22 protein-coding genes are annotated in these 23,577 nt (G+C 63.7%); 11 read left to right on the top strand and 11 right to left on the bottom strand.

The features are described 5' to 3' along the window. Nucleotides 1-128: 128 nt before the first annotated feature. From ACYCVF_RS11545 to ACYCVF_RS11530, 4 genes are all read right to left on the bottom strand, one after another. Entirely contained in the window at nt 129-1,508 is a 1,380-nt protein-coding gene (locus tag ACYCVF_RS11545; protein WP_459602676.1) for an MFS transporter, read from the bottom strand. A gap of 337 nt (nt 1,509-1,845) precedes the next feature. After that, nucleotides 1,846-2,640, bottom strand: a complete 795-nt coding sequence (locus tag ACYCVF_RS11540) for an ABC transporter ATP-binding protein (protein ID WP_459602674.1) — start codon at nt 2,638-2,640, stop codon at nt 1,846-1,848. A 12-nt stretch (nt 2,641-2,652) separates the two neighbouring features. Then, nucleotides 2,653-3,549 carry a nitrate ABC transporter permease gene (gene ntrB / locus ACYCVF_RS11535; RefSeq protein ID WP_459602672.1) on the bottom strand — a complete coding sequence of 299 codons (897 nt, stop codon included), beginning with the start codon at nt 3,547-3,549 and terminating at the stop codon, nt 2,653-2,655. 62 nt (nt 3,550-3,611) lie between these two features. Next, on the bottom strand, nt 3,612-4,934 hold the full coding sequence (locus tag ACYCVF_RS11530; protein ID WP_459602670.1) for a CmpA/NrtA family ABC transporter substrate-binding protein: 1,323 nt from the start codon (nt 4,932-4,934) through the stop codon (nt 3,612-3,614). A gap of 670 nt (nt 4,935-5,604) precedes the next feature. Here ACYCVF_RS11530 and ACYCVF_RS11525 point away from each other — a divergent pair. Together ACYCVF_RS11525 and ACYCVF_RS11520 are read left to right on the top strand one after the other, a co-directional pair. After that, nucleotides 5,605-6,444: a formate/nitrite transporter family protein gene (locus ACYCVF_RS11525; protein ID WP_459602668.1), complete on the top strand. Its 840-nt coding sequence runs from the start codon at nt 5,605-5,607 to the stop codon at nt 6,442-6,444. A gap of 60 nt (nt 6,445-6,504) precedes the next feature. Then, nucleotides 6,505-8,241, top strand: coding sequence for a protein kinase domain-containing protein (locus ACYCVF_RS11520; protein ID WP_459602666.1), 1,737 nt, complete (start codon nt 6,505-6,507; stop codon nt 8,239-8,241). Between the two features lie 29 nt (nt 8,242-8,270). Here ACYCVF_RS11520 and ACYCVF_RS11515 read toward each other — a convergent pair whose 3' ends face one another. Both ACYCVF_RS11515 and ACYCVF_RS11510 read right to left on the bottom strand, forming a co-directional pair. Further along, on the bottom strand, nt 8,271-8,597 hold the full coding sequence (locus ACYCVF_RS11515) for a barstar family protein (protein ID WP_459602664.1): 327 nt from the start codon (nt 8,595-8,597) through the stop codon (nt 8,271-8,273). A gap of 60 nt (nt 8,598-8,657) precedes the next feature. Next, complete coding sequence (locus tag ACYCVF_RS11510; protein WP_459602662.1) at nt 8,658-9,575, bottom strand: intradiol ring-cleavage dioxygenase; 918 nt, start codon at nt 9,573-9,575, stop codon at nt 8,658-8,660. 160 nt (nt 9,576-9,735) lie between these two features. Here ACYCVF_RS11510 and ACYCVF_RS11505 point away from each other — a divergent pair, with 160 nt between their 5' ends. Further along, nucleotides 9,736-11,010, top strand: a complete 1,275-nt coding sequence (locus tag ACYCVF_RS11505; RefSeq protein WP_459602660.1) for a serine hydrolase domain-containing protein — start codon at nt 9,736-9,738, stop codon at nt 11,008-11,010. A gap of 66 nt (nt 11,011-11,076) precedes the next feature. Here ACYCVF_RS11505 and ACYCVF_RS11500 read toward each other — a convergent pair whose 3' ends face one another. The 3 genes from ACYCVF_RS11500 to ACYCVF_RS11490 all read right to left on the bottom strand — a co-directional run bounded on the left by ACYCVF_RS11500 (nt 11,077) and on the right by ACYCVF_RS11490 (nt 13,985). Then, entirely contained in the window at nt 11,077-12,396 is a 1,320-nt protein-coding gene (locus tag ACYCVF_RS11500; RefSeq protein WP_459602658.1) for a TRAP transporter large permease, read from the bottom strand. Next, entirely contained in the window at nt 12,393-12,908 is a 516-nt protein-coding gene (locus ACYCVF_RS11495) for a TRAP transporter small permease (protein WP_459602656.1), read from the bottom strand. The genes ACYCVF_RS11500 and ACYCVF_RS11495 overlap by 4 nt, the downstream gene beginning before the upstream one ends. A 78-nt stretch (nt 12,909-12,986) precedes the next feature. Next, complete coding sequence (locus ACYCVF_RS11490; protein WP_459602654.1) at nt 12,987-13,985, bottom strand: TRAP transporter substrate-binding protein; 999 nt, start codon at nt 13,983-13,985, stop codon at nt 12,987-12,989. A 424-nt stretch (nt 13,986-14,409) separates the two neighbouring features. Between ACYCVF_RS11490 and ACYCVF_RS11485 the strand changes: the two genes are divergently transcribed. The 7 genes from ACYCVF_RS11485 to ACYCVF_RS11455 all read left to right on the top strand — a co-directional run bounded on the left by ACYCVF_RS11485 (nt 14,410) and on the right by ACYCVF_RS11455 (nt 20,776). After that, a complete protein-coding gene (locus ACYCVF_RS11485; RefSeq protein ID WP_459602763.1) occupies nt 14,410-15,867 on the top strand; it encodes a sensor histidine kinase in 1,458 nt (485 codons plus the stop codon). 169 nt (nt 15,868-16,036) lie between these two features. Continuing rightward, entirely contained in the window at nt 16,037-16,858 is an 822-nt protein-coding gene (locus tag ACYCVF_RS11480; protein WP_459602652.1) for a FadR/GntR family transcriptional regulator, read from the top strand. A 150-nt stretch (nt 16,859-17,008) separates the two neighbouring features. Further along, nucleotides 17,009-17,830 (top strand): ABC transporter permease, encoded by an 822-nt coding sequence (locus tag ACYCVF_RS11475; protein WP_459602650.1) that lies wholly within the window; start codon nt 17,009-17,011, stop codon nt 17,828-17,830. Then, entirely contained in the window at nt 17,827-18,633 is an 807-nt protein-coding gene (locus ACYCVF_RS11470) for an ABC transporter permease (RefSeq protein WP_459602648.1), read from the top strand. Before ACYCVF_RS11475 ends, ACYCVF_RS11470 begins: the two co-directional genes overlap by 4 nt. Then, on the top strand, nt 18,630-19,388 hold the full coding sequence (locus ACYCVF_RS11465) for an ABC transporter ATP-binding protein (RefSeq protein ID WP_459602646.1): 759 nt from the start codon (nt 18,630-18,632) through the stop codon (nt 19,386-19,388). Before ACYCVF_RS11470 ends, ACYCVF_RS11465 begins: the two co-directional genes overlap by 4 nt. Then, a complete protein-coding gene (locus tag ACYCVF_RS11460) occupies nt 19,385-19,717 on the top strand; it encodes a hypothetical protein (protein WP_459602644.1) in 333 nt (110 codons plus the stop codon). The genes ACYCVF_RS11465 and ACYCVF_RS11460 overlap by 4 nt, the downstream gene beginning before the upstream one ends. A gap of 3 nt (nt 19,718-19,720) precedes the next feature. Further along, nucleotides 19,721-20,776 carry an ABC transporter substrate-binding protein gene (locus ACYCVF_RS11455; RefSeq protein WP_459602642.1) on the top strand — a complete coding sequence of 352 codons (1,056 nt, stop codon included), beginning with the start codon at nt 19,721-19,723 and terminating at the stop codon, nt 20,774-20,776. Between the two features lie 39 nt (nt 20,777-20,815). Here the strand turns inward: ACYCVF_RS11455 and ACYCVF_RS11450 are convergent, their stop codons facing one another. Both ACYCVF_RS11450 and ACYCVF_RS11445 read right to left on the bottom strand, forming a co-directional pair. Next, on the bottom strand, nt 20,816-21,547 hold the full coding sequence (locus tag ACYCVF_RS11450) for a cytochrome c biogenesis CcdA family protein (protein WP_459602640.1): 732 nt from the start codon (nt 21,545-21,547) through the stop codon (nt 20,816-20,818). 205 nt (nt 21,548-21,752) lie between these two features. Continuing rightward, nucleotides 21,753-21,989 carry a hypothetical protein gene (locus ACYCVF_RS11445; protein ID WP_459602761.1) on the bottom strand — a complete coding sequence of 79 codons (237 nt, stop codon included), beginning with the start codon at nt 21,987-21,989 and terminating at the stop codon, nt 21,753-21,755. A 513-nt stretch (nt 21,990-22,502) separates the two neighbouring features. Between ACYCVF_RS11445 and ACYCVF_RS11440 the strand changes: the two genes are divergently transcribed. Beyond that, entirely contained in the window at nt 22,503-23,552 is a 1,050-nt protein-coding gene (locus ACYCVF_RS11440; protein ID WP_459602638.1) for a LysR family transcriptional regulator, read from the top strand. The last annotated feature ends 25 nt before the right edge of the window (nt 23,553-23,577 follow it).

Below are 23,577 nucleotides of genomic sequence, written 5' to 3'. Positions count from 1 at the left end.
ATGTTCTCCTGTCTGTTTCGGTCTGCCTTCGTCCGCGCCATTGCGGAAAAAGTTCATGGGTCAAACGTCATCAGAGGGACTCCTCCCCGCGTATGGGGAGAAGCGACATTCGTGCCAAGTGGTCACGCTCACACCCGCGCTTCGGCGAGGCTTGGCGCGCCTTCACGCTGCGGGCTGCGACGCAGGTAGAACCACCAGGTCAGAGCCAGGCAGGAGGCGTAGAAAGCAAGATAGATCGCGAGGGCGAGCTGCGGCCCGCCGGTCAGGGCGATCGACTTGCCGAAGCCGCTCGGGATCAGATAGCCGCCGACGGCACCGATCGCGCCGATGAAGCCGACCGCCGCGCCGCTCTCGATGCTCGCCGTCTTCAGGGCCACCGCCCGCGCCGCGTCCCCCTTGCCGCGCACCTTGAACAGGTTCTCCTCGCGGAAGATCGAGGGGATCATGCGGTAGGTCGAGCCGTTGCCGATGCCCGTCGTCACGAACAGGATCAGGAACATCGACAGGAAGCCGATGAAGTCCTTATGCCCGACGAAGTAGAGCACGCCGACCGTGGCGCCCGCCATCGCGATGAAATTCCAGAAGGTGATGATGGAGCCGCCGATCTTATCGGCAAGCCAGCCGCCGAGCGGGCGCGACAGCGAGCCGACCAGCGGGCCCAGGAAGGCGATCGAGATCGTCACTGCCGGGAATTGGGTCTTGATCAGAAGCGGGAACGCCGCGGAGTAGCCGATGAAGGATCCGAACGTGCCGACATAGAGATACGCCATGATCCAGGTATGCCTGCGCTTGACGATCGCAAGCTGGTTCTTCACCGACGATCTTGCCGTGGCGAGATTGTTCATGAAGAACACCGCGCCGAACACCGCGATCGCGATCGGCAGCACCCACATCAGACCGGCATTCTGCAGGAAGACGCCGTCGACGGGCGTTGCCTGGAACAGGTTGAAGACGGCGAGCGTCATCAGGACGGGAGTGAGGAGCTGCACGCTGGAAACGCCGATATTGCCGCCGGCCGCGTTGAGGCCGAGCGCCCAGCCCTTCATGCGGTCGGGGAAGAAGAACGAGATGTTGGTCATGCTGGAGGCGAAATTGCCGCCACCGAGACCCGCGGTCGAGGCAACCAGCAGCATCAGCCAGAACGGCGTGTCGGGCTGGCTGACGAAATAGGCGAGCGACAAGGTCGGAATGAACAGGATCGCCGCGCTGAAGATCGTCCAGTTGCGGCCGCCGAAGGTCGTCACTGCGAATGTGTAGGGAAAGCGCATCAGGGCGCCGATCAGGCCCGGCACGGCGACGAGCTGGAACAGCTGGTCGGTGGTGTAGTGGAATCCCGCCTGCGGCAGCTTGGTGGCGACGATGCTCCAGATCAGCCAGACCGAGAAGCCGATATGTTCGGCGACGATCGACCAGATCAAATTGCGCCGCGCGATGGTCTTGCCAGTCGCGTTCCAGAACGCCTCATCTTCGGGGCGCCAGTCAGAAATCCAAGTGGGACTCTTCGTCATTGCGTATCCCTTCCAGTCTCACCGCTGCGTCGTTGCAGGCTCAGCCTCCGGACAAGGAGGCGCGCTCCGGGACTTCACCCCGGTGGCGAGTTCACGATGCTGATTGATGATGTTGAGGGACGTCGTCGTTGGCGTCGCGCAGAGACATTTCAATTTCCGTGCCAGTTGCGCGCATCCTGGAAGCGCAGGGATTTCAGGATGTTGTTCGTGTCGCCCGAAATGTTTGCAGGGCTTTCTCGCACGTTAAACTTGCGATTCGCTCAATCCTTGTGCGGCGCATAAGGATTGAGCGAGATGTCGATCATTGGGGCGCGCGCTGTTGCGTGAAGCGCTTCGTTTACGCGGCCTCGACGAAGCGGTGACGCTCGTAGAGGAATTCGAGCACGCGCTGGCGGCACTTCAGATAGGTGCCGTTGGTCGCGAGATCGAGCCGCTTGCGCGGCCGCGCCAGTGGAACCTCGAGAACCTCGCCGATGCGCGCGCTCGGCCCGTTCGTCATCATCACGATGCGGTCGGATAGCAACACGGCCTCGTCGACGTCGTGGGTAATCATCAGGATGGTGTTGCCGAGCTTCTGATGCAGCGCCATCACCGAATCCTGGAGATGCGCACGGGTCAGCGCGTCGAGCGCGCCAAAGGGCTCATCGAGCAGCAGCACCTTAGGCTCCATGGCCAGCGCCCGCGCGATGCCGACGCGCTGCTTCATGCCGCCGGAGATTTCGGAAGGACGCTTGTCCCTGGCATGGGCCATCTGCACGAGGTTGAGATTGTGCATCACCCAGGCGTCGCGCTCGGCGCGGGACTTGGTCTTGGCGAAGACCTTGTCGACGCCGAGCCTGACATTCTCGTAGACGGTCAGCCACGGCAGCAGGCTGTGGTTCTGGAACACGACGGCGCGATCGGGTCCCGGCGAGTTCACCTCACGGTTCTCCAGGAGCACGCCGCCGGTGGTGGCGCCGGTCAGGCCCGCGATGATGTTGAGCAGGGTCGACTTGCCGCAGCCGGAATGGCCGATGATGGAGACGTATTCGCCCTTCTCGATCGTGAGGTTGATGTCCTTCAGCACCTCGGTGGTGGCAGTGCCGCGGGTGAAGACCTTATCGATGTGGTCGAGCTTCAAATAGGCGGTCATGTGCTCTGCTCCTCAGCTCTGCGCGGTGCCGCGGGTGACGACCTTGCCGAGACCCGCGATCAGGCGGTCCAGCACGAAGCCGATGATGCCGACATAGAACAGCGCCAGGATGATCTCGCTGATATGCGACGAGTTCCAGGCGTCCCAGATGAAGAAGCCGATGCCGACGCCGCCGATCAGCATTTCCGCCGCAACGATCGCAAGCCATGACAGGCCGATGCCGATGCGCAGGCCCGTGAAGATGTAGGGCGCCGCCGCCGGGATCATGATCTTTGCGAAGAACTCGAGCGGATTGAGCTGCACCACGGCCGCGACGTTGCGGTAGTCCTGCGGAATGTTGCGGATGCCGACCGCGGTGTTGATGATGATCGGCCAGATCGAGGTGATGAAGATGACGAAGATCGCCGAGGGCTGGCCATCGCGGAACGCCGCGAGCGAGAGCGGCAGCCAAGCCAGCGGCGGAATGGTGCGCAGCACCTGGAACAGCGGATCGAGCCCGCGCATCGCCCAGACCGACTGCCCGACCAGCACGCCGAGCGCAATGCCCGCGATCGCCGAGAGCGAATAGCCGAAGGCGACGCGCTGGAGGCTGGCGGAGAGATGCCAGAACAGGCCCTTGTCGATGCCACCATTGTCGAAGAACGGATCGAGGATCAGCTCCTTGGTGTCCGTGAACACCTTCGACGGCGGCGGCAGCGCCGAGCCGGCGCGGCGGCAGACCAGCTCCCACACCAGCGTGAGCAGCGCAATCACGACCAGTGGCGGGATCACGCGCACCGCCGTCTCCCGTGCCATGCGTGCATAGGCTTCGGCGCGCGGGGGACGCCTTGGCGTCATCGTGACGACCGGCGCTGAGCTGGCCGCAGGCGTCGCGGTTTCAATCTCGATCTTGGCAGCAGGCATGTTCATCGCAATCTCTCTCCGGCTTCAAGGGACGATGCGGCCGCCAGCGAAGGCGGCCGCTGGCTCCATCAGACTTCGACGCGCTTGATCGCGAGCGACTTCAGATAGGCGGCCGGATTCTCCGGATCGAACACCTTGCCGTCGAAGAAGGTCTCCTTGCCGCGCGAGGTGGAGGTCGGAATGTCGGCAGCCGCGACGCCGAGGGTCTTGGCCGCGTCCTTCCAGAGGTCCTCGCGGTTGACCTTGGCAATCAGCGCCTTGGTGTCGAAGTTCGGCTCGTACTTGCCCCAGCGGATGTCCTCCGTGAGGAACCAGAGATCGTGGCTCTGGAACGGATAGGAGGCGTGATCACGCCAGTACTTCATGATGTGCGGCGAGCTCTCGACCACCTTGCCGGGGATGCCGTAGTCGAACTTGCCGGCGCTGCGGTCGAGCACGTCTTCGACCGGGCAGTTCATCCACTGCCGCTTGCCCATGATGGCGGCGAGCTCGGCCTTGTTCTCGGCCTTGTCGGCCCATTGCTGGGCTTCCATCACCGCCATCAGCAGCGCCTTGGCCGCCTTGGGATATTTGTCGACGAAAGCAGCGCGCATGCCGAAGGATTTTTCCGGATGCTTGTTCCAGAGCTCGCCGGTATTGACTGCGGTATAGCCGATCTTCTGATGGATCAGCTGCAGGTTCCAGGGCTCGCCGACGCAGAAGCAGTCCATGGTGCCGACCTTCATGTTGGCCACCATCTGCGGCGGCGGCACCACGATGGTCTCGATGTCCTTGTCGGGATCGATACCGCCGGCGGCGAGCCAATAGCGGATCCAGAGGTCGTGGGTGCCGCCGGGGAAGGTCATCGCGGCCTTCACGGCCTTGCCCGAGGCTTTCTTCTTCTCCAGCGCGGCCTTGAACGGCGTGGCATCGACGCCGAGCTTCAGGTCGGCATATTCGTTCGCGACGGAGATGCACTGGCTGTCGAGATTGAGCCGCGCCAGGATGTACATCGGAGTCGGCTGGTTGTTCTGCGTCACCTTGCCGGCCGAGATCAGATACGGCATCGGGGTGAGGATATGCGCGCCGTCGATGCCGTTGCCTTCGGAGCCGAGCACGAGGTTGTCGCGCGTCGTGCCCCACGATGCCTGCTTCTGCACGTCGGTGTCGGGCATGCCATATTTGGCGAACAGGCCCTTGTCCTTGGCAACGAAGAGCGGGCCGGCATCGCTCAGCGCAATGAAGCCGAGCTTGGCGCCCTTGACCTCAGGGCCGGCGTCCTGCGCGAAGGCGCCGGCGGGGAAATTCAGTTTGGCTGCGGCGAGAAGTGCTGCGGTGGAGCCGGCGGCTTTCAACAGTTGACGGCGGCTGAGGCCAGTCGTTTCCGAGGGCCGGCGGGTGCGCTTGGTCATAAGCAGTGTCGTCCTTTGCTGCGTCGTTGCGGAATGATTTGCGGCTGTGCGCGCGAGCGGCCCGTCCGTCCGTGGCGCCGTTTTGGCGCATGCGAACGCGCGACGGGGGAACCCCCGTCTGGCGGCGTCAGCAAATCGGATGAGAATTCTCGCGGGACGGCTTCAATGGCGTCGGCTTGGAACTATTCAAGCTTCATGCCAAGCGCGATGCTATAAAAAACCAAGATAAATCAATCTATTAAACGAATCGCGCCAGATTGTCGCAGGCGAGTTCCGCATGCAAAGTTTGCGGCTTGCACATTGCTTGTGCGACGCACAAAGCTTGTGCAGAAGCTCAAGCAAGAGGCCGTGGTGGCGCTGGAACCGCATCTGATGGAACGCCATCCCGTTGAAACCACTCCTATTTTTGACGGGTTACACCGGCACGCAATTTGCATTGTGTTCACTGTCAACGAAGACTGCGGCTTGCCGCATTGTTGCAGCCTCTGGCGGCTGCATCCCGGAAGCTCAACTGCTTCGCGGCCTTCCCGGCTTTAAAGTCCTCGTGGCGCGATTCCCAAGGCTTCCAGACTTTCCATAGATCCGTGCGCGGCAGGCCTGCCCGCACAGCCGATGACGCGCGCTCTCCGGAGCGTGTCGACACTCACCAACGATTCAAAAGGAAGCATCGATGTCGTATCTCGCACCTTCGGAATTCGTCACCAAGATGGTGGATGCGGGCGAGTCCAAGATCTTCATGTCCACCCGGGATACCATCATCCGAGCCTACATGGCCGGCGCCATCTTGGCCCTGGCGGCCTGGTTCGCCGTCACCATCAACGTGAACACGGGCCAGCCGCTGGTCGGCGCGCTGCTGTTTCCGGTCGGCTTCGTCATGCTCTATCTGCTGGGCTTCGACCTCCTGACCGGCGTGTTCGTGCTTTCGCCGCTCGCCCTGATCGACAAGCGACCGGGCGTCACGCTCGGCGGCGTGCTGCGCAACTGGGGCCTCGTCTTCGTCGGCAACTTCGCCGGCGCCTTCACCGTGGCCTTCATGATGGCCTTCGTCACGACCTTCGGCTTCACCCAGGCCCCCGAAAAGGTCGGAGCGGCGATCGGCAACATCGGTGAAGGCCGGACGCTCGGCTATGCCGCGCACGGGGCGGCAGGCATGGCGACGCTGTTCATGCGCGGCATGCTCTGCAACTGGATGGTCTCGACCGGCGTCGTCGGCGCCATGATCTCGACCTCGGTCCCCGGCAAGGTCATCGCGATGTGGATGCCGATCCTGGTGTTCTTCTACATGGTGTTCGAGCATTCCGTCGTGAACATGTTCCTGTTCCCGTCCGGACTGCTGCTCGGCGCGAAGTTCTCGATCATGGACTATTTGATCTGGAACGAGATCCCGACCGTGCTCGGCAACCTCGTCGGCGGCCTCGCCTTCACCGGCATGACGCTCTATGCGACGCACGTGATGACCCAGCCGAAGCGACAGGCCGGCAAGGCCACGCGGCCGCGCGTTGCGGCCTGATCAAACCCGTCTCGACAGGGGAGCCTCGCCCGGCCAGGGTGAGGCTCCCCTCTCCTGGTGATGACGATGCCCCCCGGTCTCCAGATCTCGGTCGGCCAGCATTCCGACAAGGGCCGCAAGCCCGTCAACCAGGACTTTCACGGCATCCTGATCCCGCAGGAGCCGCTGCTCAGCCTGAAGGGCATCGCCGCCGTCCTCGCCGACGGCATCTCCTCCAGCACGGTGAGCCAGATCGCCAGCGAGTCGGCGGTCAAGAGCTTCCTGATGGACTATTACTGCACGTCGGAATCCTGGACGGTGAAGACCTCCGCCCGCCGGGTGCTGGACGCGACCAATTCCTGGCTGCACGCGCAGACGCGCAAGAGCCAATATGCCTATGACCGCGACAAGGGCTATGTCTGCACCCTCAGCGCCATGGTCATCAAGGCGACCACCGCGCACATCTTCCATGTCGGCGATTGCCGCATCTACCGCGTCGCCGGCAAGGCGCTCGAGCAACTGACCGACGATCACCGCATCATCGTGTCGTCCGAGCAGACCTATCTCGGCCGCGCGCTCGGCATCAATCCGCAGCTCGAGATCGACTATCAGGCGTTCGAGATCGAGGCGGGCGACACTTTCCTGCTGGCAACCGACGGCGCTTACGAATTCGTCGACGCACGCTTCGTCACCAGCGCGCTGAACGAGCATGCGGGCGAACTCGACGCCGCGGCGAAGGCCATCGTCGAGGAAGCCTGCCGGCGCGGGAGCGACGACAACATCACCGTTCAGATCCTGCGCATCGATGCGGTGCCGCAGCGCGAGCCGGCCGGCATCTTCAATCAGACCGCACAATTGCCGCTGCCTCCACTGCCGGAGCCGCGCGCGATCTTCGACGGCTACCGGATCGTCCGCGAGATTCACGGCAGCAGCCGCAGCCACATCTATCTTGCGGTCGATGTGGAGACTGGCGAACCGGTCGCGCTCAAGCTGCCGTCGGTCGATCTGCGCGACAATGCCGCGTACCTGAAGCGCTTTCTGATGGAGGAGTGGATCGCGCGCCGGATCGACAGCCCGCACGTGCTCAAGCCGCTGTCACAGTCGAAACGGCGCAGCTACCTCTACGTTGCGACCGAATTCGTCGACGGACAGACCCTGAAGCAGTGGATGATCGACCATCCGCGCCCCGATCTCGAAACCGTCCGCGGGCTGGTCGGTCAGATCGCGGCGGGCCTGCGCGCCTTCCACCGCATGGAGATGCTGCATCAGGACCTCAGGCCCGACAACATCCTGATCGACAAGACCGGCACCGCCAAGATCATCGACTTCGGATCGGTCAGGGTTGCCGGCGTCGCGGAGGCCGCGCCTTGCGAGGAATCCGACGACATCCTGGGAACGGTGCAGTATACCGCGCCGGAGTATTTTCTGGGACAGGGCGGCTCACCGCGCTCCGACATGTTTTCGCTGGCCGTGATCTGCTACCAGATGCTGACCGGAAAGCTCCCCTACGGCACCAAGGTCGCCAGCATCAGGCGCAAGGCGGACCTGCGCAGGCTCCAGTATCGCTCGGCGGACGACGACCCCAATGTGCCCGCCTGGGTCGATGGTGCGCTCAGGCGCGCACTCCATCCGGATCCGTACAAGCGGCACGAGGATCTCTCGGAGTTCGTCTTCGAGCTCCGCACGCCCAATCCGGCCTACCTCGACAGGCGGATCACGCCGCTCTTGGAGCGCAGCCCGCTGATGTTCTGGAAGCTGACTTCGGCGGCGCTCGCCTGCGCGGTCGTCGTGCTGCTGGCGCTGCTGCACTCAAGGTAGGATGGATGCTCATAAGGTAGGATGGATGCTCATAGTGGCTCGGACGTCGCTATTTCAAGACTAGCCGCAACGTTCTCACCTGTACGGGCAAGCCGACGCACTCGCACTTCTTCCATCGCTGACGAAAGATCGCGGATCATTTTCTTAAGCTCCGGAGCAAGTTGTGCCGTATTCATGACTCTGATGACGTAAGGAGGCTTGAGGGCATTGATGCCTCCCCCGAAAATTGAGTCCAAGAAAGCAGCAGCAATGTCGCCATGCCATTCCGGTGCTCCTATTGCAGCTTTAAGGGCCGATCGAAAATCGGAAGCAGTTTTCCAACTGCCAGCATCGAGCTCTATCGTGACAATGGTCATTTCATGCTGCCGCCATCCGCTGCCACGCCGCTCACAGTGTACGGGCTTGACGCTGAGCCCTCACGCCGGCTCCGCCGCCTTCACCCCCAGCGGTTTCGGCGCCATGCCGCCGCCCGGCTTAAGGTGGAATTCGTAGGTCATCAGGTGCCACTGCCCGTTAGCCTTGGTGCCGTCGGGCATTTCGAGATCGCTGCGCGGCTCGACCCTGGCGATCAGGTCGTCCTTGACGCCAAACACCACGTCGGAATCCAGATATTTGTCGCCACCGATGAAGACGTGCGTGATCAGCGGCTCGTAGCCCTTGGCATTGACCAGGAAATGCACATGCGCCGGGCGCATCGGGTGACGCCCCGTCTGCACGATCATCTCGCCGACCGGACCGTCGGTCGGGATCGGGTAACTGCACGGCAGGATGGTGCGGAAGAAGAAGCGGCCATCGTCATCGGTGATGAAGCGCGCCCGCGCCGAGGCGCCGACCTGGTCATAGTTCGGCTTCTGTGAATCGTAGAAGCCATCATCGTCGGCATGCCAGACGTCGACGGGCACGCCGGCGAGCGGCTTGCCGTTAAGGTCGGTCACGCGGCTCTGCACGAACATCTTTTCGCCGGTGAGATTGTGCGGCGAGATGTCGGTCCCGTGCGCGGTCACCTTGTGCTCGCCGACATAGAACGGGCCGAGCACCGTGGTCTGTGTGGCGCCCTCGCGGTCGCGGTGGTTGACCGCGTCGACCAGCATGGAGACGCCCAGCACGTCGGACAACAGGATGAACTCCTGGCGCGTGTCGGTGCATTTCTGCCCCGTCCGGGTCAGGAAATCGATGGCGTATTCCCATTCCTCGAAGGTCAGGCCGGTCTTGCTCACGTAATCGTGCAGCGACTTCACCAGTTCCTGCAGCAGGAATTTTGCCCGCGTATCAGGCGTCTGGTCGAAGCTCCTGATGACGGCTTCGGTGAGTTCGGTCTCGTTGAACTGGGTCATGATGCGTTGCCCTCGCGTTTCTCGTTGGCCCGGGCGGGCTACCTGGAGGCGTTCCGCGGCCGAGCCTACACCAGTCGGCCCGGCCGCGTTAAGCGCAACCGGCTTGGAATGAGGCCGCCATTTCGGTATCAACTCTCCGGCAAAACGCCCGGAGGAACTGATGCTCGCCCCCACCCCCGCCTCGCCCGAATCCGTCGGCATGTCCAAGGCCGCGCTCGACCGCGTCGATGCGCATCTGAAGAACCGGTACATCGATGCCGGCCGTTTCCCGGGGACGCAGCTCCTCGTCTACCGCCGCGGCAAGATCGCTCACAGCTCGGTGCAGGGCTTTGCCGACGTCGAGCGCAAGGTGCCGGTGAAGGACGACACCATCTACCGCATCTATTCCATGACCAAGCCACTCACCAGCGTCGCCTTCATGATGCTGGTCGAGGAAGGCCTCGTCGCGATCGACGAGCCCGTCGCCAAGTACATTCCGGAATGGAAGGATCTCGGCGTATTCGTCGCCGGCACCTACCCGGCCTTCCTGACCCGGCCGCCATCCCGGCCGATGCTGATCGTCGACCTGCTGCGCCACACTTCCGGCCTGACTTACGGCTTCCAGCAGCGCTCCAACGTCGATGCCGCCTATCGCAGTGAGAAGATCGGCGAGGTCGAGAAATCAGGCACGCTCCAGACCATGATCGAGGGCCTGGCAAAGATCCCGCTTGAGTTCTCGCCCGGCGAGTCCTGGAACTACTCCGTCTCAACCGACGTGATCGGCTACCTCGTCGGCAAGATCTCGGGGATGCCTTTCGAGCAGTTTCTGAAGCAGCGAATTCTCGATCCGCTCGGCATGACCGACACCGATTTCCACGTGCCGGCCTCGAAGGCGCATCGCTTCGCCGCCTGCTACTCGGCCGACCCCGGCGGCGGCATGACTTTCCATGCCGGCCAGCGCCGCGAGGGCCTGACGCTTCAGGACGATCCGGCGACGAGCTCGTTCCTGTCACCGCCTTCCTTCATCTCCGGCGGCGGCGGCCTGTGCTCGACGGTCGCCGACTATCTCACCTTCTGCCGCGCGCTGCTCAATGGCGGCGAGCTCGGCGGCGTCAGGCTGGTCGGGCCGAAGACGCTGGCACTGATGACGACGAACCACATCCCGGGCGGACAGGCGCTGCCGGAGGTGTCGCGCTCGCTGTTCTCCGAAGCCACGTATAACGGCATCGGCTTCGGCCTCGGCTTCGCCGTCACCATGCGCCCGGCGGAGACGCTGATCGCCGGCAGCCCCGGCGAGTACAACTGGGGCGGCGCGGCCACGACCTCCTTCTGGATCGATCCGGCCGAGGAGCTGGTCACCATCTTCATGACGCAGGTGCTGCCGTCGAGCGCCTATCCGATCCGCCGCGAGCTGCGCAGCATGGTCTACGCCGCGATCACCGAGAGCAATCTGTAACCGGTGGAATTGATCCCGCGGCCGTCCGCCGCGGGATCGTACTCTCAGATTCTCCTTTGCAGACGCTCATTTCAGCATCTCCGGCACGATCAGACGCGGCAGGAACAGCGACACGCTGGGCCAAACGATGACCGCCGCCAGCACGAGCAGCATCGGGATCAGCATGATCACCGTGTCCTTCAGCGCATAGCGCAGCCGCACGCCGGCGATCGAGCAGGCGATCATCAGACAGAGACCATAGGGTGGCGTCACCAGCCCGAAGGCCAGCGATATGATGGAAATGATCGCGAACTGGACCGGATGGAGATCGACCGACCTGGCGAGCGGCTCCAGCACGGTGCCGACGATGATGATCGCCGGTATGGCGTCGAGGAAGCATCCCACCACCAGAAAGCAGAAGGCGATGAAGAAGCCGGCCGCAACGGCGCCCATGCCCCAGGTCGATACGTTGGCCAGCAGCTCTTGCGGGATCTTGTAATAGGCGAGCAGCCAGCCGAACGCACTTGCGGTGCCGACGCAGAACAGCGCCACGCCGGAGAGGCGCCCGGTGTCGAGCAAGGCCTTGTACAATTCGCGTGGCCCCGTTTCGCGGTAGAAGAATGTCGAGAGCGCTACGGAATAGAGCACCGCGACGCAGGCGGACTCGGTCGCGGTGAACCAGCCGAGGAGAATACCGCCGACGACGATGAAGGGCGTCATCAGCGCCGGTATCGAGCGCCAGATCGCGCATCGCATCTCGGTCCAGCTCGATTTCGGATAGGTGGGGTAGCCCCGGCGCACGGCATAGATGTGCACCGTCGCCATCTGAGCGCCCGCGATGAGCAGGCCCGGCACGATGCCGGCCAGATACATCGCCGCAATCGAGGTCGAGATCAGCCCGCCCCACACGATCATCAGGATCGACGGCGGAATGATGACTGCAAGCACCGCCGACACCGCGGTGATGGCGATGGAGAACGAAAGGTCGTAGCCCTCCTTGTTCTGCGCATCGATGAATATCTTGGACTGGCTCGCCGCATCGGCGGTGGAGGAGCCCGAGATGCCGGCAAAGAACACCGACAGCACGACGTTGATCTGCGCCAGGGATCCCGGCCAGTGCCCGACCATCGAGCGCGACAGCGCCACGAGGCGATCGGTGATGCCGCCGATGCTCATCAGGTTCGCCGTCAGCAGAAAGAACGGCACCGCGAGCAGGATGAACGAATTGTACGCATTGAAGGTCTCCTGCGCGAGCGTCATCAGCGACAGGCGCGGCTCGATCAGCAGGATCGGCACGCAGGCAAGGCCGAGCGCGAAAGCGACCGGCACGCGCACGATGAGCAGACCGACGAAGCCGCCGAACAGGACCATCGCCGCCTGTCCGGCGGAAAGTACGCTGCCGCTCATCTCCGTGCCCCGACCAGAACGCGCATTTCATCGATGATCTGTTCACCCGCAAAGATGATCCACGTCACACCTGCAACCGGCCAGGCGACGTGGATCAGCCAGAGCGGCAGATCGGCCAATTCCGACGTCCTGTTCCAGGCAAAACGGGTGAACTCGATGCCGGCGGATACGAACACCAGCGCCAGCGCCAGCACGCCGAGTCGGGCGAGGATCCGCACCGCGGCCTCCGACCGCCGCGACAGGTCGGGCCACACGTCGACCTCGAAATGCTGCGCCTCCCGGATGCCGACCATGGCACCGATCATGATCGTCCAGATGAACAGGAAGCGCGCCATTTCCTCGGTCCAGATGTATGACGGAATGAACGGCGTGTAGCGCGAGATGATCTGCAGCGTGACCGGAACTACGAGGATGCCGACGCAGGCGGCCAGCAGGAATTCCAGCAGCTTCGCGTAGGCCGCCGTGACGCGACGCCACAGCGAGAGTGTGGACGGGACGGGCATTTCAGACATTGGGACTCCGTGCGGCATCCGCGACGTCCGGGCAGGAAGCGGGGCCTGCCCGGAACGCTCTCGGCGGACAGAGCGATCTCAGACGACGTTGATCTTCTCGAAGATGCGTTCCGCACCAATTTCCTTGGCATAGGTGGCCATCACGGGGTCGGCGAGCTTCTTCATGGCGTCCCGTTCCTCGAAGGGAACGCGCTTGAGCTTGCCGGCCTTCTCGAGCGTGTCGAGCTTGACGACTTCTTCGCTCGACTCGAGCTGACGGCCGTAGTCGCCGGCCTCTTTGCCGGCCTTCATGATCGCGTCCTGCAAATCCTTCGGCAAGGTCTTCAGCGTCTTCACCGAGAAGCAGATCGGCCGGATCGACACGGCATGCTGGGTCAGGTTGAGATGCGGGGCGACTTCGTAGAACTTCATCGCCTCGACGCCGGCCGCCTCGTTCTCGCCGGCCGAGATCACGCCGTTCTGGATCGCATTGTAGACTTCGTTGTAGGCGATCACGGTCGGACTCATGCCGACGGCCGCAAAGGTCTTCGACCAGATCGGCGCGCCCTGCACGCGAACCTTGAGCCCCTTGAGGTCTGCGAGGTTCTTGAGCGGCTTGTTCGCGAAGATGTTGCGGATGCCGCCGCCGGCATAACCGATCAGAACGACCTCGGCCTTGGCCGCAACCTCGTCGGCGACCGGCGCCAGGATGTTGGCCTCGACGACCTTGTTCATGTGCTCAATGCCCTTGAAGACGAAGGGCGCATCGATGAACGGGGCGGCCTTGGCGAAGGTCGACATGTGAGCCGGCGAGACGATGCCGTAGTCGACCGCCTTGCCCTGCGACATGTACTCGAAATACTGCTTCTCGAGGCCGAGCGAGGAATTCTTGTGCAGAGTGAAGTTGACGGGCTTGCCGTAGTACTTCTTCACCAATTCCTCGAACCGGATCAGTGCCCGGTTGAAGGCATGGTCGTCATTGAACTGAACCGCACCGTTCAGCGTGATCGGGGCTTGCGCCCTGAGGATCGACGGCATTCCGATCGTAGCCGCCGCGCTGGTCGCACCGATACCAGCGAGAAATGTCCTTCGCTTCATCGTCTCCCCTCCCTTTGATGCTCCGCCCCTGTCGCCGGGGCGTGAGCGCAGCCGGTCTACGGCCAGCGTTCATGGAGCGTATGAAAAACTGCGGCGGGACGGAAGTCATTTCGCTTGGGCTGGACGTCCTCTTCGTCGCAGAGCGGAGCCTGCTGCACTGCAACTCGCCTTTCGCGTTCGCAGGCTTCCTCTCGACGAAGGTGCACTTCCTGGTCTTGCGTCCTGCTCGGCGTGGGACTCCCCGTGCGGCGATCGCGTGAATGCTGGGGGACCGTAATGAACGCGAAAATCGTGGCGCCGTGCAATTACTGCCCTTATGGTCCTGCCGAAATCATTGTCCGGCGCCGCTGCGCTGGAACCGGGACGTCCACGTTTGTCCAAGCTCACTTTGCCCGTCCGGCTCGCTCTCCTCGTGGCGGGAACGATGCTGCCGCTGATCATCTTTGCCGTCGGCCTCGCCTATTCCAACTATCGCCACGATCGCGGCGAGGCAACGCGCCGGGTGTTGGAGACGGTGCGAAGCATTCGCATCGTGCTCGACTCCGAAGTGCAGCGGGTGACAGGTGGCTTGCAGGTGCTCGCGCTCAGCGATTCCCTGCAAAGCGGTGATTTCGACGGCTTCCGCCGGCCGGCGGCGGGGTTCATCAGCCAGTATGGCGGGGACAGCGTTCTTCTACTGGCCGACAGATCCGGCCAGCAGCTGTTTTCGACCGTGACGACGGCAACAGCGAGTCTGCCACCGCGCAACAATCGAGAGATCGTCGAGCGGGTGTTTACAAGCAAGGCGCCGCAATATTCCGACCTGTTCGTCGGTTCGACCGATAAACGGCCGATCGTGACCGTGGAAGTTCCCGTGCTGCGGAATGGCGACGTCGCCTATGCGCTTTCCTTCAGTCCGCCGATCGCGATATTCCAGAAACTGGTCGAGCAGCAGCGGCCAAACGATCAATGGACGGTGTCGCTGCTGGATACCAAGGCTCGCGTGTTCGCGCGCACACCAAACCCCGCCGAGACGTTCGGCAAGCAGGCTTTCGGCGCACTCTACGATGCGATGTCCCGCACGCCCGAGGACGCGCTTTCGACCGTTTCGCTCGACGGCGTCGCGCTCTCGTCCGCCTTCACCAGATCGCAGCTGACCGGCTGGATAGTCGTGGCCGGCGTCAGCGAGAGCTCGCTGATCGCGCCGCTCTGGCGCGACATCGCGATCACGAGCCTGATCGGCGGCATCCTGCTGCTGGTCGGCCTCACCTTTGCAGTCAGGATGGCGACCACGATCGCGCGCGGCGAGATGCTGCACAATCTTCTGATCGAGGAGCTCAACCATCGCGTCAAGAACACGCTGGCCCTGATGCAGGCGATCGCGGTGCAGACCTTCCGCGGCGCCAGCCGTGACGAGCGGACCAAGTTCGAGGGCCGGCTCGGCGCGCTGGCCGAGGCGCACAATCTCCTGAGCCAGGAAAAATGGGCCGGCTCGGAGCTCCGGGACGTGATAGCCCGCGCGCTTCGGCCGTTCCTGCTGGACAGTCCCGACCGCATCCGCATGGCCGGACCGGCCGTGCCGCTGTCGCCGCGGCTTGCCGTGGTGCTGTCGATGATCGTGCACGAGATCGCCACCAACGCTGCGAAATACGGTGCGCTGTCCAACGACACCGGCCGGGTGACGCTGGTCTGGGAAGTCACCACCGATGCGCCGAAGCCGCGACTGCGGCTGATCTGGACCGAGACCGGCGGGCCGCCCGTGACGGCGCCGGTACAACGCGGCTTCGGCTCGCGTCTGATCGAGCGCAGCGCGCGCGATCAGCTCGACGGTGAGGCAACCATCGACTTCCTGCCGCGCGGCGTCGTCTGCACGGTGATCTGCACACTGGACGAGGCGCCCTGATCCGAGCCTTCGCCAGCCTATATCGCAGCGCAGCACGGTCATGCTGCGACAATTGCGCTTGCCCTCCGCCAATCATCCGATGTTAAACATCGGATGATTGTAGCTGCCGGGCGTGGCAGCCAAAGATAAATGAACCGGCCGCTACAGGCCGGACGGGAGAAACGTACGAGTGGCAAGAGCGCGCCCGAGCGCCGTCGACAAACCGATCAAGCCCGGCCGCATTCGCGCCGTGCTGACCACGCTCGGCCGCGAGATCGCCCAGGATCTCATTCCCGTCGGGACGACCCTGCCGCCGGAGCCTGAACTCGAAACCCGCTTCGGCGTCGGGCGCGGCGTGGTGCGCGAGGCCATCAAGACACTTGCCGCGAAAGGCCTCGTCAGCGTGCGACCGCGCCACGGCACGCAGGTGCTGCCGCGCCACGAATGGAGCCTGCTCGATCGCGACGTGCTGAGCTGGCTCGTCGGCCGGGACGAGCCGGACCGCGGCCTTCTGTTGGCGATCCAGGAGGTGCGCTCGATCATCGAACCGGCCGCCGCAGCTCTCGCCGCCGAACGCGCCACCAGGAACGACCGCTGGCGGATCGACACGGCCTTGGCCGCGATGCAGACTGCAAAGGACCAGGCCAGCGCTCTCGCAGCTGACAAGGCATTCCATCTCGCCATCCTGGACGCGACCCACAACCCGGTCCTCCAGGGCTTTCGCGGTGCGATCGATACCATTCTGAGCACCGTCTTCACCGTCGCCGTCGTCAGCCCCGGCGGCTGGTTCAGGGATAATCTGCCGAACCACGCGGCGGCGGCGCGAGCCATCGAGAGCGGCAACCCGGAGAAGGCGCGCGCCGCGATGGAACGGCTGCTGGGCTACACCCGATTGAAGCTTTCGAACCGGAAGACGGTCATCGCCGCGGCAACCCGCAAAACGGACGGATCGGCCCTGCGCTCACCCAGGAAATCGAGCCCCAAGAGCAAGAGAAATCGCCATGGACCGTGACCGAAGGGCTCGGCCCAGATCCTCGCTCCGCCGGAATCGCGAGGGTCACACACCGACGGAGATATGCGATCGCGCGAGACGTGGTTTCCATGTCGGGAATGATCAGCGTGAAATGCCGGCACAGGCATAGCTGAGCGTCAGGGAGGTCAAATGCAGGTGACGGGCAGTCTGAAGGGCCGATCGTCGCGGCTGATCCGCAGCGTCAATACGCTGGCGGGAGCTGCGATGTTCGTCGCGCCGCTGCTTGCGCTGGTCGCGATCTGGGCGATCGTCGTCCCGCTGTTCAACGTCAATCCACGCGTGTTTCCCTCGGTCGCTTCGGTCGGCGTGGCAGCGCTGGATTCGATCCGCGACGGCACGTTGTTCGCTCATGTCGGCGCAAGCCTCTTGCGCGTCGGCCTGGGCACGCTGATCGGCATCGCGACCGCCGTGCCGCTCGGCATCGCCATGGGAGTCAGCCCGACGGTCGCGGCCTTCCTGACGCCGCTGTTCCGCTTCTTCTCGGTGCTCGCCGGCATTGCCTGGATCCCGATCGCGACGCTGTGGTTCGGCTACGGTTTTGGCGCGATCGTCTTCGTGATCTTCAACGCCGTGTTCTTCGTCGTCGCCTACAACACCCTACTCGGCGTCAGGACCATTCCACACACGCTGCGCAATGCTGCCGCCTCGCTTGGCGCCGGCCGCTGGGCGCTGCTGACCGAAGTGCTGCTGCCGGGCGCGCTCCCCAATATCGTCACCGGCATTCGGACCGGCCTGGGCTTTGCCTGGCGCGGGCTGATCGCCGCCGAGATGATCGCGACCAATGTCGGGCTGGGCTACATGCTTTTCGTCGCGCGCGACTTCTATCGCACCGAGGTGATCGTGTTCGGCATGATCGTGATCGGCGTACTCTGGCTTTTGATCGACCGCCTGCTGCTGGTCCCGCTGGAACGCGCGACCATCGAGCGCTGGGGCATGGTGAGGCGCGCATGAATCTGATGCTGCAAATCTGGGCCGGCTATACCCGCCTGACCCGGCGCTGGCCGGGGATCGCCGCGATCATTCCCTTCATCCCGGTGCTGGCGCTGTGGACGGCGGTGAGCGAAGCCGGATTGTTTCCACGCGCGTTCTTCCCGGGCCCGGCCGACGTCGTACGCGCGTTCTTCACGCTCACCTACAAAGGCATCCTGCCCGACTATCTCCAGGACAGCCTGATAAGGCTCACGACCGGCGCCGCGGTCGGCATGGCGCTCGGCATTCCCTTAGGGATTCTGATCGGCACCAGCCGCTGGGCGCACCGCATCTGCTGGCCGGTGCTGCTGTTCTTCCAGGCCATCGGCGACATCGCCTGGTTGCCGATCCTTCTGATCTGGTTCGGCTTCGGACTGACGACGATGACCTTCGTCATCGTCTACACCGTGCTGTTCCCGGTCGTGCTCAACACCGTGCTCGGCGTCGAATCCGTGCCGCGCGACATGGCGCGCGCCGCCTTGAGCCTCGGAGCCTCCCGCGCACGCGTCTTGTGGGAGGTGACGCTGCCGGGCGCACTGCCCAACATCATCACCGGATTGCGCAACGGGCTCGGTTATGGCTGGCGCGCGCTGATCGCGGTCGAGATGATCGTCGGCACCTCGGGCATCGGATTCATGATGTTCGATGCCCGCCGCGCCGGTTCGACCGTCGAGATCCTGCTCGGCATGATCATTCTCGGATTGCTCTGGTACATCGTGGATGCCTGGATCCTCGCGCCGCTCGAGCGCGCGACCGGCCAGCGTTGGGGATTGGTGACATCATGAAGACGCTCTCGCTGCGCAATCTCGGCAAGACTTATTTCGATCCCTATGCGGGCGCGCATGTCACCGCCGTCCACGACGTCTCGCTCGACGTCGAACCCGGCGAATTCATCTCGGTGGTCGGTCCCTCCGGCTGCGGCAAGACGACGATCCTGAACATGATCGCGGGCTTCATCCCCTATTCGAAGGGGGACATCCTGCTGGACGGCAAGCCGGTGCACGGTCCCGGCCCCGAGCGTGGCGTCGTATTCCAGTCGTTCGCACTGTTTCCCTGGAAGACGGTGCTCGACAATGTCGGCTTCGGCCCGAAGATGCGCGGCGTGCCGAAGGCCGAGCGCGACCGCATCGCACGCGAATATCTGGCGCTCGCCGGGCTCTCGCACGCGGCGCACCGCTATCCCAACGAACTCTCCGGCGGCATGCAGCAGCGCGTCGGCGTGGTGCGCGCGCTCGCCAATAACCCCGACGTCCTGCTGATGGACGAGCCCTTCGCCAGCGTCGACGCGCAGACGCGCATGACGCTCCAGGAGGAACTGACGCGCATCTGGCAGGAGCGCAAGCCGACGGTGATCTTCATCACCCATGACGTGCCGGAAGCAGTGTTTCTCGCCAACCGCGTCGTCGTGCTGTCGAAGGGACGCGTGCTCGACGAGATCGCGATCGACCTGCCGCGGCCTCGGGTCTGGGACGATCTCGTCAAGGACGACCGCTTCAAGCAGCTCTCGGCGCGCGTGCTGCAGATGGTGCGCGCAGCATGAGCATCGCCACCGCAGCCTTGCGCTCGCCCAAGGGCCGCATCGTGCTCGGCGCGATTGCCGCGTGGGCGCTGTTTCAGCTCTGGCTGACGATCGCGGCGCCGGGAAAGATTTCGCCGGAACTCACGGGCACATCGGAAAAGGTGAACGTGCAGATCGAGCTGCCGTTCACGCCGGAGCGCTTCCACGTGCTCGCGTTCCAGCAATACGGACGCGTCTCGGGAACGGACGAGCATTCGATCGAACTACGCGGTGTCAAAAGAACGGACCTCAACGCCGTGGCCCGCCCCTATTGGGTGACGGCGGTGGGGCCGATAAAAGAGGGAGGCTGAGATATGAAAAGAGTCTTGCTGCTTGGATTGGCGCTTCTGGCCGGCATGGTGCCGGCAAGCGCCCAGACCCCGACGAAACTCAAGGCCGGCATGGTCACCGGCATCGACCAGATCGGCCTGCCGATCGCGCTCGAACGCGGCTTCTTCGAGAAGTACGGGCTCGACGTCACGATCGCGCGCCCCTACGCCACCGGCGTCGATGCGTTGAACGCATTGCAGGCCGGCGAGAGCGAGATCGTGCAGGTCGGCGTGCCCATGATCGGCGCCGTGCTGCGCGGTATGGACCTCGTCGCGCTCGGCAATTACAGCGGCAACGCCACCAAGGCCGGCTCCGACGCGACGATGGCGATCATCGCGCGCGAAGGTTCAGGCATCGTCAAGGGCGACCTGTCGACGCTGAAGGGCAAGAAGATCGCGGCGTCCTTCGGCACGATCAACCATCTCTACATCCTGGCGACGCTGGAGAAGGCCGGGCTAAAGCCCGACGACGTGACGCTGGTCAACACGCCGCCGCCGGACATGACCGTCGCCCTGCTCGCCAAGGGTATCGATGCGTTCTCGGGCTGGGACCCCTGGCCGATCGTCGCGGGCAAGGACGTGCCGGGCGCCGTCGAGATCATCCGGGGCGGAGACGTGATCTCCTATATCGGCTTCAACGTCGCGCTGCGGCCCTGGGTGCAGACCAATGGCGCGACCATCGAGAAATTCCTCGCGGCCGTCTCCGAGGCCGACCAATGGATGCGCAAGAACCCGAAGCAGGCGGCGCAGGTTGCCACACGCTGGATTCCGGGACTCAAGCAGGACGTCGCCGAGGCGGCGATGCAGTTCAACATCCAGCAGGCGGACCGCCGCTTGTCGGCGAACAACTACCGCGCGCTCTGGAGCGCCGAGGAACGGCTATCGCGGCTTGGCATCCTCAAGTCGACCTTCGACGTCAATGCGCATATCGAACCGAAGCACATTCTCAAGGTCATGAAGGACCGTCCCGAACTGTTCGCCGATCTGCCGCCGATCCCGGAGACGGCGGCGATCACGCCGGGCTACGTGTTCAAGCCTTGAGCTGGTTGCAAACGGGACCGGCGCGCTGAGCGCGCCGGTCTAACCGATCGTCTGCAGCGCCGGAAAGGTCTCGAGCAGCCAGATGCTCACATTCGTCACGGCGCCGGTGAGAAAGCCGATGCCGGTGATCACCATCAAGACGCCCATCGCGCGCTCGACATTGACGAGGTGGCCCTTCATGCGCGCGAACAACGCGGAGAACTGTTCGATCATCAGCGCGGCAATCAGGAACGGGATGCCGAGGCCCGCGGAATAGACCGCGAGCAGGCCGGCGCCCTTCGCCACCGTGGTTTCCGCCGCGGCGATCGAAAGGATCGCGGCGAGGATCGGGCCGATGCAAGGCGTCCAGCCGAAGGCGAAAGCGAGGCCCATGATATAGGCGCCCCAGAGGCCGACCGGTTTGGGGATCGGCAGCCGTCCCTCGCGCATCAGCAGACCGACGCGCGTCAGCCCAAGGAAATGCAGGCCCATGATGATGATGACGATCCCGGCGAGGATCGACAGTTCCGCCGACCAGGCCCGGATCAGCCCGCCGATCAGCGAGGCACTGGCGCCGAGCGCCACGAAGATCGTCGAAAACCCGAGCACGAACAGGAGCGCCGACATCAGGATCGCGCGCTTGGATGCTGCGACCGGCTCGTCGCTCTCGACATGCTCGATCGTGGCGCCCGTGAGGTAAATCAGATAGGGCGGAACCAGAGGCAGGACGCAAGGCGAGAGGAAGCTGACGAGTCCGGCAATCAGCGCCGCCGGGATCGAAACATTTTGCATGATGCAGTCGGAGCCATCTCAGGCACCGGTACGGCGCGCAGGAATGCGCCCGGACCGGAGCCGAACCGGCTCTGGTGTAGCCGATGGCTGAGAATGCGCAACAGAGGCGCACAAAACCAAGGCTCCTCCCGATGCCATCCGTGATCACAGATACGGCATCGGGACGCGCACAAACCTCGCCAAAAAGCGAGATTCGGCGGCGCGGCTACTTCACCACGCGGAGCAGCGGACGCCGGGGCTGGTCCTGCGTCTGCTTGGAAGGGGTCGGCGGAACGCTCGCAGCGCTCCGCAGCATTTCGTCGCACAGCGCCTTGAGATCGGCACTGTCAATTCCTTTGAGTTTCATCCGCACGTCCAGGATGACGATGGACAGAATCTCGGCCGACTCGCGGCTGTTGCACTCATTGAGAACCCTGCGGCACTCCTCGAGCGTTTCCAGCACGGACTGCAACTGTTCGTCTGAATGCGACACCGGCGTTCTTTCCGTTAATTCGGCCTGCGAGACGTATGGGTGACGCCCTCTTCGGTCCCCATGGAGGACCAAAGATAGCATGAGGGTACTTCGCCTCCGAACCTGATTTCAGTGTGCTTCTGCCGCGAAACCGCGACTCCGGCCGCCGCCGCGCAGCGACCATGGCGGTTAGTGAAATGGTCCGGGAGCAAACGCCTCACGCGATGCGATTGATCCATCGAGAGCGATGGCATCGGCTCTCTTCGAGAAACTTTCAATGCGGCCAGCGCCGGCAACTCCGCAGCAATTCCACGGCTCGCAACGGAACTCACGCCACACCCCCCTTTAGCCGAGCCGATAGTCTGCCCGATTCCCAACCCGCGGCAGCATCCCAATACCGCCCCACAAGCAGTAAGGATGACGTTCAAAACTCGTCATTCCTCAACCCGTCGAGGTTGTGGTTTGCGCCAGATTCTGCCAGTTTAGCAATCCGAAGGGACTTGTATGCACTCCTTGGCGGAAAGGGGCGTTCCTCTGGCGGAACGCCCAAAGACAAATCTCAGCGGCCTCTCGGATTGGGATGCGGCCCGCATATTTCTGGAAGTCGTCCGATGCGGAAGTTTCCGCTCGGCGGCCGAGCGCTTGTCGCTGTCGATCAACGCCGTGCGCCGGCGGATCGACGACTTCGAGCGCCAGACCGGCACCACGCTTTTCACTCGCGACGTTCACGGCACCCATCTGACCGATGAGGGCGCCCTGGTGGTCTCCGCCGTCGAGCGCATGGAAGCGGCCACCTTCGACGTGCTGCGCGCCAGCGATTCGATGGCCAACGCCTTGTCCGGCGAGGTCCGCGTTGCCGTCACCGAGGGGCTCGGCACGTTCTGGCTGGCTCCGCGCCTGGTCGAATTCCAGCAGGCCTATCCGAAGATCCTGGTCGACCTGCATTGCGCGATGCGCTCGGCCGACGTCTCGCGCCACGAAGCCGACGTCGCCATCCATCTGGCGCGTCCGTCCGCGCTCGACATCAAATTGGTGCGGCTCGGCCGCATGCACCTGATGTTCTGGGCCTCCGAGAAATACATCGCAAAGCATGGCGCGCCGCGCTCGGCGGCGGAATTGATCAAACACCGCCTGGTGCTGCAATTCGCCGACCAGATCGCCGCCAAGGAATCCTTCGAGAGCTTCTTCCCGGGTGTTTCGGAACGTGACCTTCTGGTCATGAAGACCAACGTCTCGAGCGCCAACTATTGGGCCGTCGCGAATGGCGCTGGCATCGGCGTATTCCCGAGCTATGCCATTGCGCTTGGCGGGAAACTGATTCCACTGGAGGTCGAGCTGAACCGGCCGCTGGATATCTGGTTGTCCTACCATCCCGGTAGCGGCCGAATTCCGCGCGTGCGGCACATGATTGACTGGCTGATCGAGGCTTTCAGTCCGGCCCGCTTCCCGTGGTTTAAGGAAGAGTTCGTGCACCCGCATGAATTCAAGGACTCGTACATGGGCGAACCCCTGACCCAGCTCTTCGGGGGATTTTCAACCGAAGAACAAAGGTGAAGACAGAGATGAAAGCAGCGGCGAA

It is taken from the genome of Bradyrhizobium cedriense (genome assembly GCF_054602315.1).
Note: the sequence above shows the minus strand (reverse complement) of the source record. Positions and strands in the feature narration are given on the sequence as shown.

Bases quoted from the DNA above. Each gene is read 5' to 3' on its own strand.
- ACYCVF_RS11455 (WP_459602642.1), top strand. From the start codon at position 19,721: ATGAAAAGAGTCTTGCTGCTTGGATTGGCGCTTCTGGCCGGCATGGTG.
- ACYCVF_RS11540 (WP_459602674.1), bottom strand. From the start codon at position 2,640: ATGACCGCCTATTTGAAGCTCGACCACATCGATAAGGTCTTCACCCGC.
- ACYCVF_RS11545 (WP_459602676.1), bottom strand. From the start codon at position 1,508: ATGACGAAGAGTCCCACTTGGATTTCTGACTGGCGCCCCGAAGATGAG.
- ACYCVF_RS11530 (WP_459602670.1), bottom strand. From the start codon at position 4,934: ATGACCAAGCGCACCCGCCGGCCCTCGGAAACGACTGGCCTCAGCCGC.
- ACYCVF_RS11510 (WP_459602662.1), bottom strand. From the start codon at position 9,575: ATGACCCAGTTCAACGAGACCGAACTCACCGAAGCCGTCATCAGGAGC.
- ntrB (WP_459602672.1), bottom strand. From the start codon at position 3,549: ATGAACATGCCTGCTGCCAAGATCGAGATTGAAACCGCGACGCCTGCG.
- ACYCVF_RS11460 (WP_459602644.1), top strand. From the start codon at position 19,385: ATGAGCATCGCCACCGCAGCCTTGCGCTCGCCCAAGGGCCGCATCGTG.
- ACYCVF_RS11520 (WP_459602666.1), top strand. From the start codon at position 6,505: ATGACGATGCCCCCCGGTCTCCAGATCTCGGTCGGCCAGCATTCCGAC.
- ACYCVF_RS11485 (WP_459602763.1), top strand. From the start codon at position 14,410: ATGCTGCCGCTGATCATCTTTGCCGTCGGCCTCGCCTATTCCAACTAT.
- ACYCVF_RS11505 (WP_459602660.1), top strand. From the start codon at position 9,736: ATGCTCGCCCCCACCCCCGCCTCGCCCGAATCCGTCGGCATGTCCAAG.
- ACYCVF_RS11475 (WP_459602650.1), top strand. From the start codon at position 17,009: ATGCAGGTGACGGGCAGTCTGAAGGGCCGATCGTCGCGGCTGATCCGC.
- ACYCVF_RS11525 (WP_459602668.1), top strand. From the start codon at position 5,605: ATGTCGTATCTCGCACCTTCGGAATTCGTCACCAAGATGGTGGATGCG.
- ACYCVF_RS11440 (WP_459602638.1), top strand. From the start codon at position 22,503: ATGCACTCCTTGGCGGAAAGGGGCGTTCCTCTGGCGGAACGCCCAAAG.
- ACYCVF_RS11490 (WP_459602654.1), bottom strand. From the start codon at position 13,985: ATGAAGCGAAGGACATTTCTCGCTGGTATCGGTGCGACCAGCGCGGCG.
- ACYCVF_RS11515 (WP_459602664.1), bottom strand. From the start codon at position 8,597: ATGACCATTGTCACGATAGAGCTCGATGCTGGCAGTTGGAAAACTGCT.
- ACYCVF_RS11495 (WP_459602656.1), bottom strand. From the start codon at position 12,908: ATGTCTGAAATGCCCGTCCCGTCCACACTCTCGCTGTGGCGTCGCGTC.
- ACYCVF_RS11470 (WP_459602648.1), top strand. From the start codon at position 17,827: ATGAATCTGATGCTGCAAATCTGGGCCGGCTATACCCGCCTGACCCGG.
- ACYCVF_RS11500 (WP_459602658.1), bottom strand. From the start codon at position 12,396: ATGAGCGGCAGCGTACTTTCCGCCGGACAGGCGGCGATGGTCCTGTTC.
- ACYCVF_RS11450 (WP_459602640.1), bottom strand. From the start codon at position 21,547: ATGCAAAATGTTTCGATCCCGGCGGCGCTGATTGCCGGACTCGTCAGC.
- ACYCVF_RS11465 (WP_459602646.1), top strand. From the start codon at position 18,630: ATGAAGACGCTCTCGCTGCGCAATCTCGGCAAGACTTATTTCGATCCC.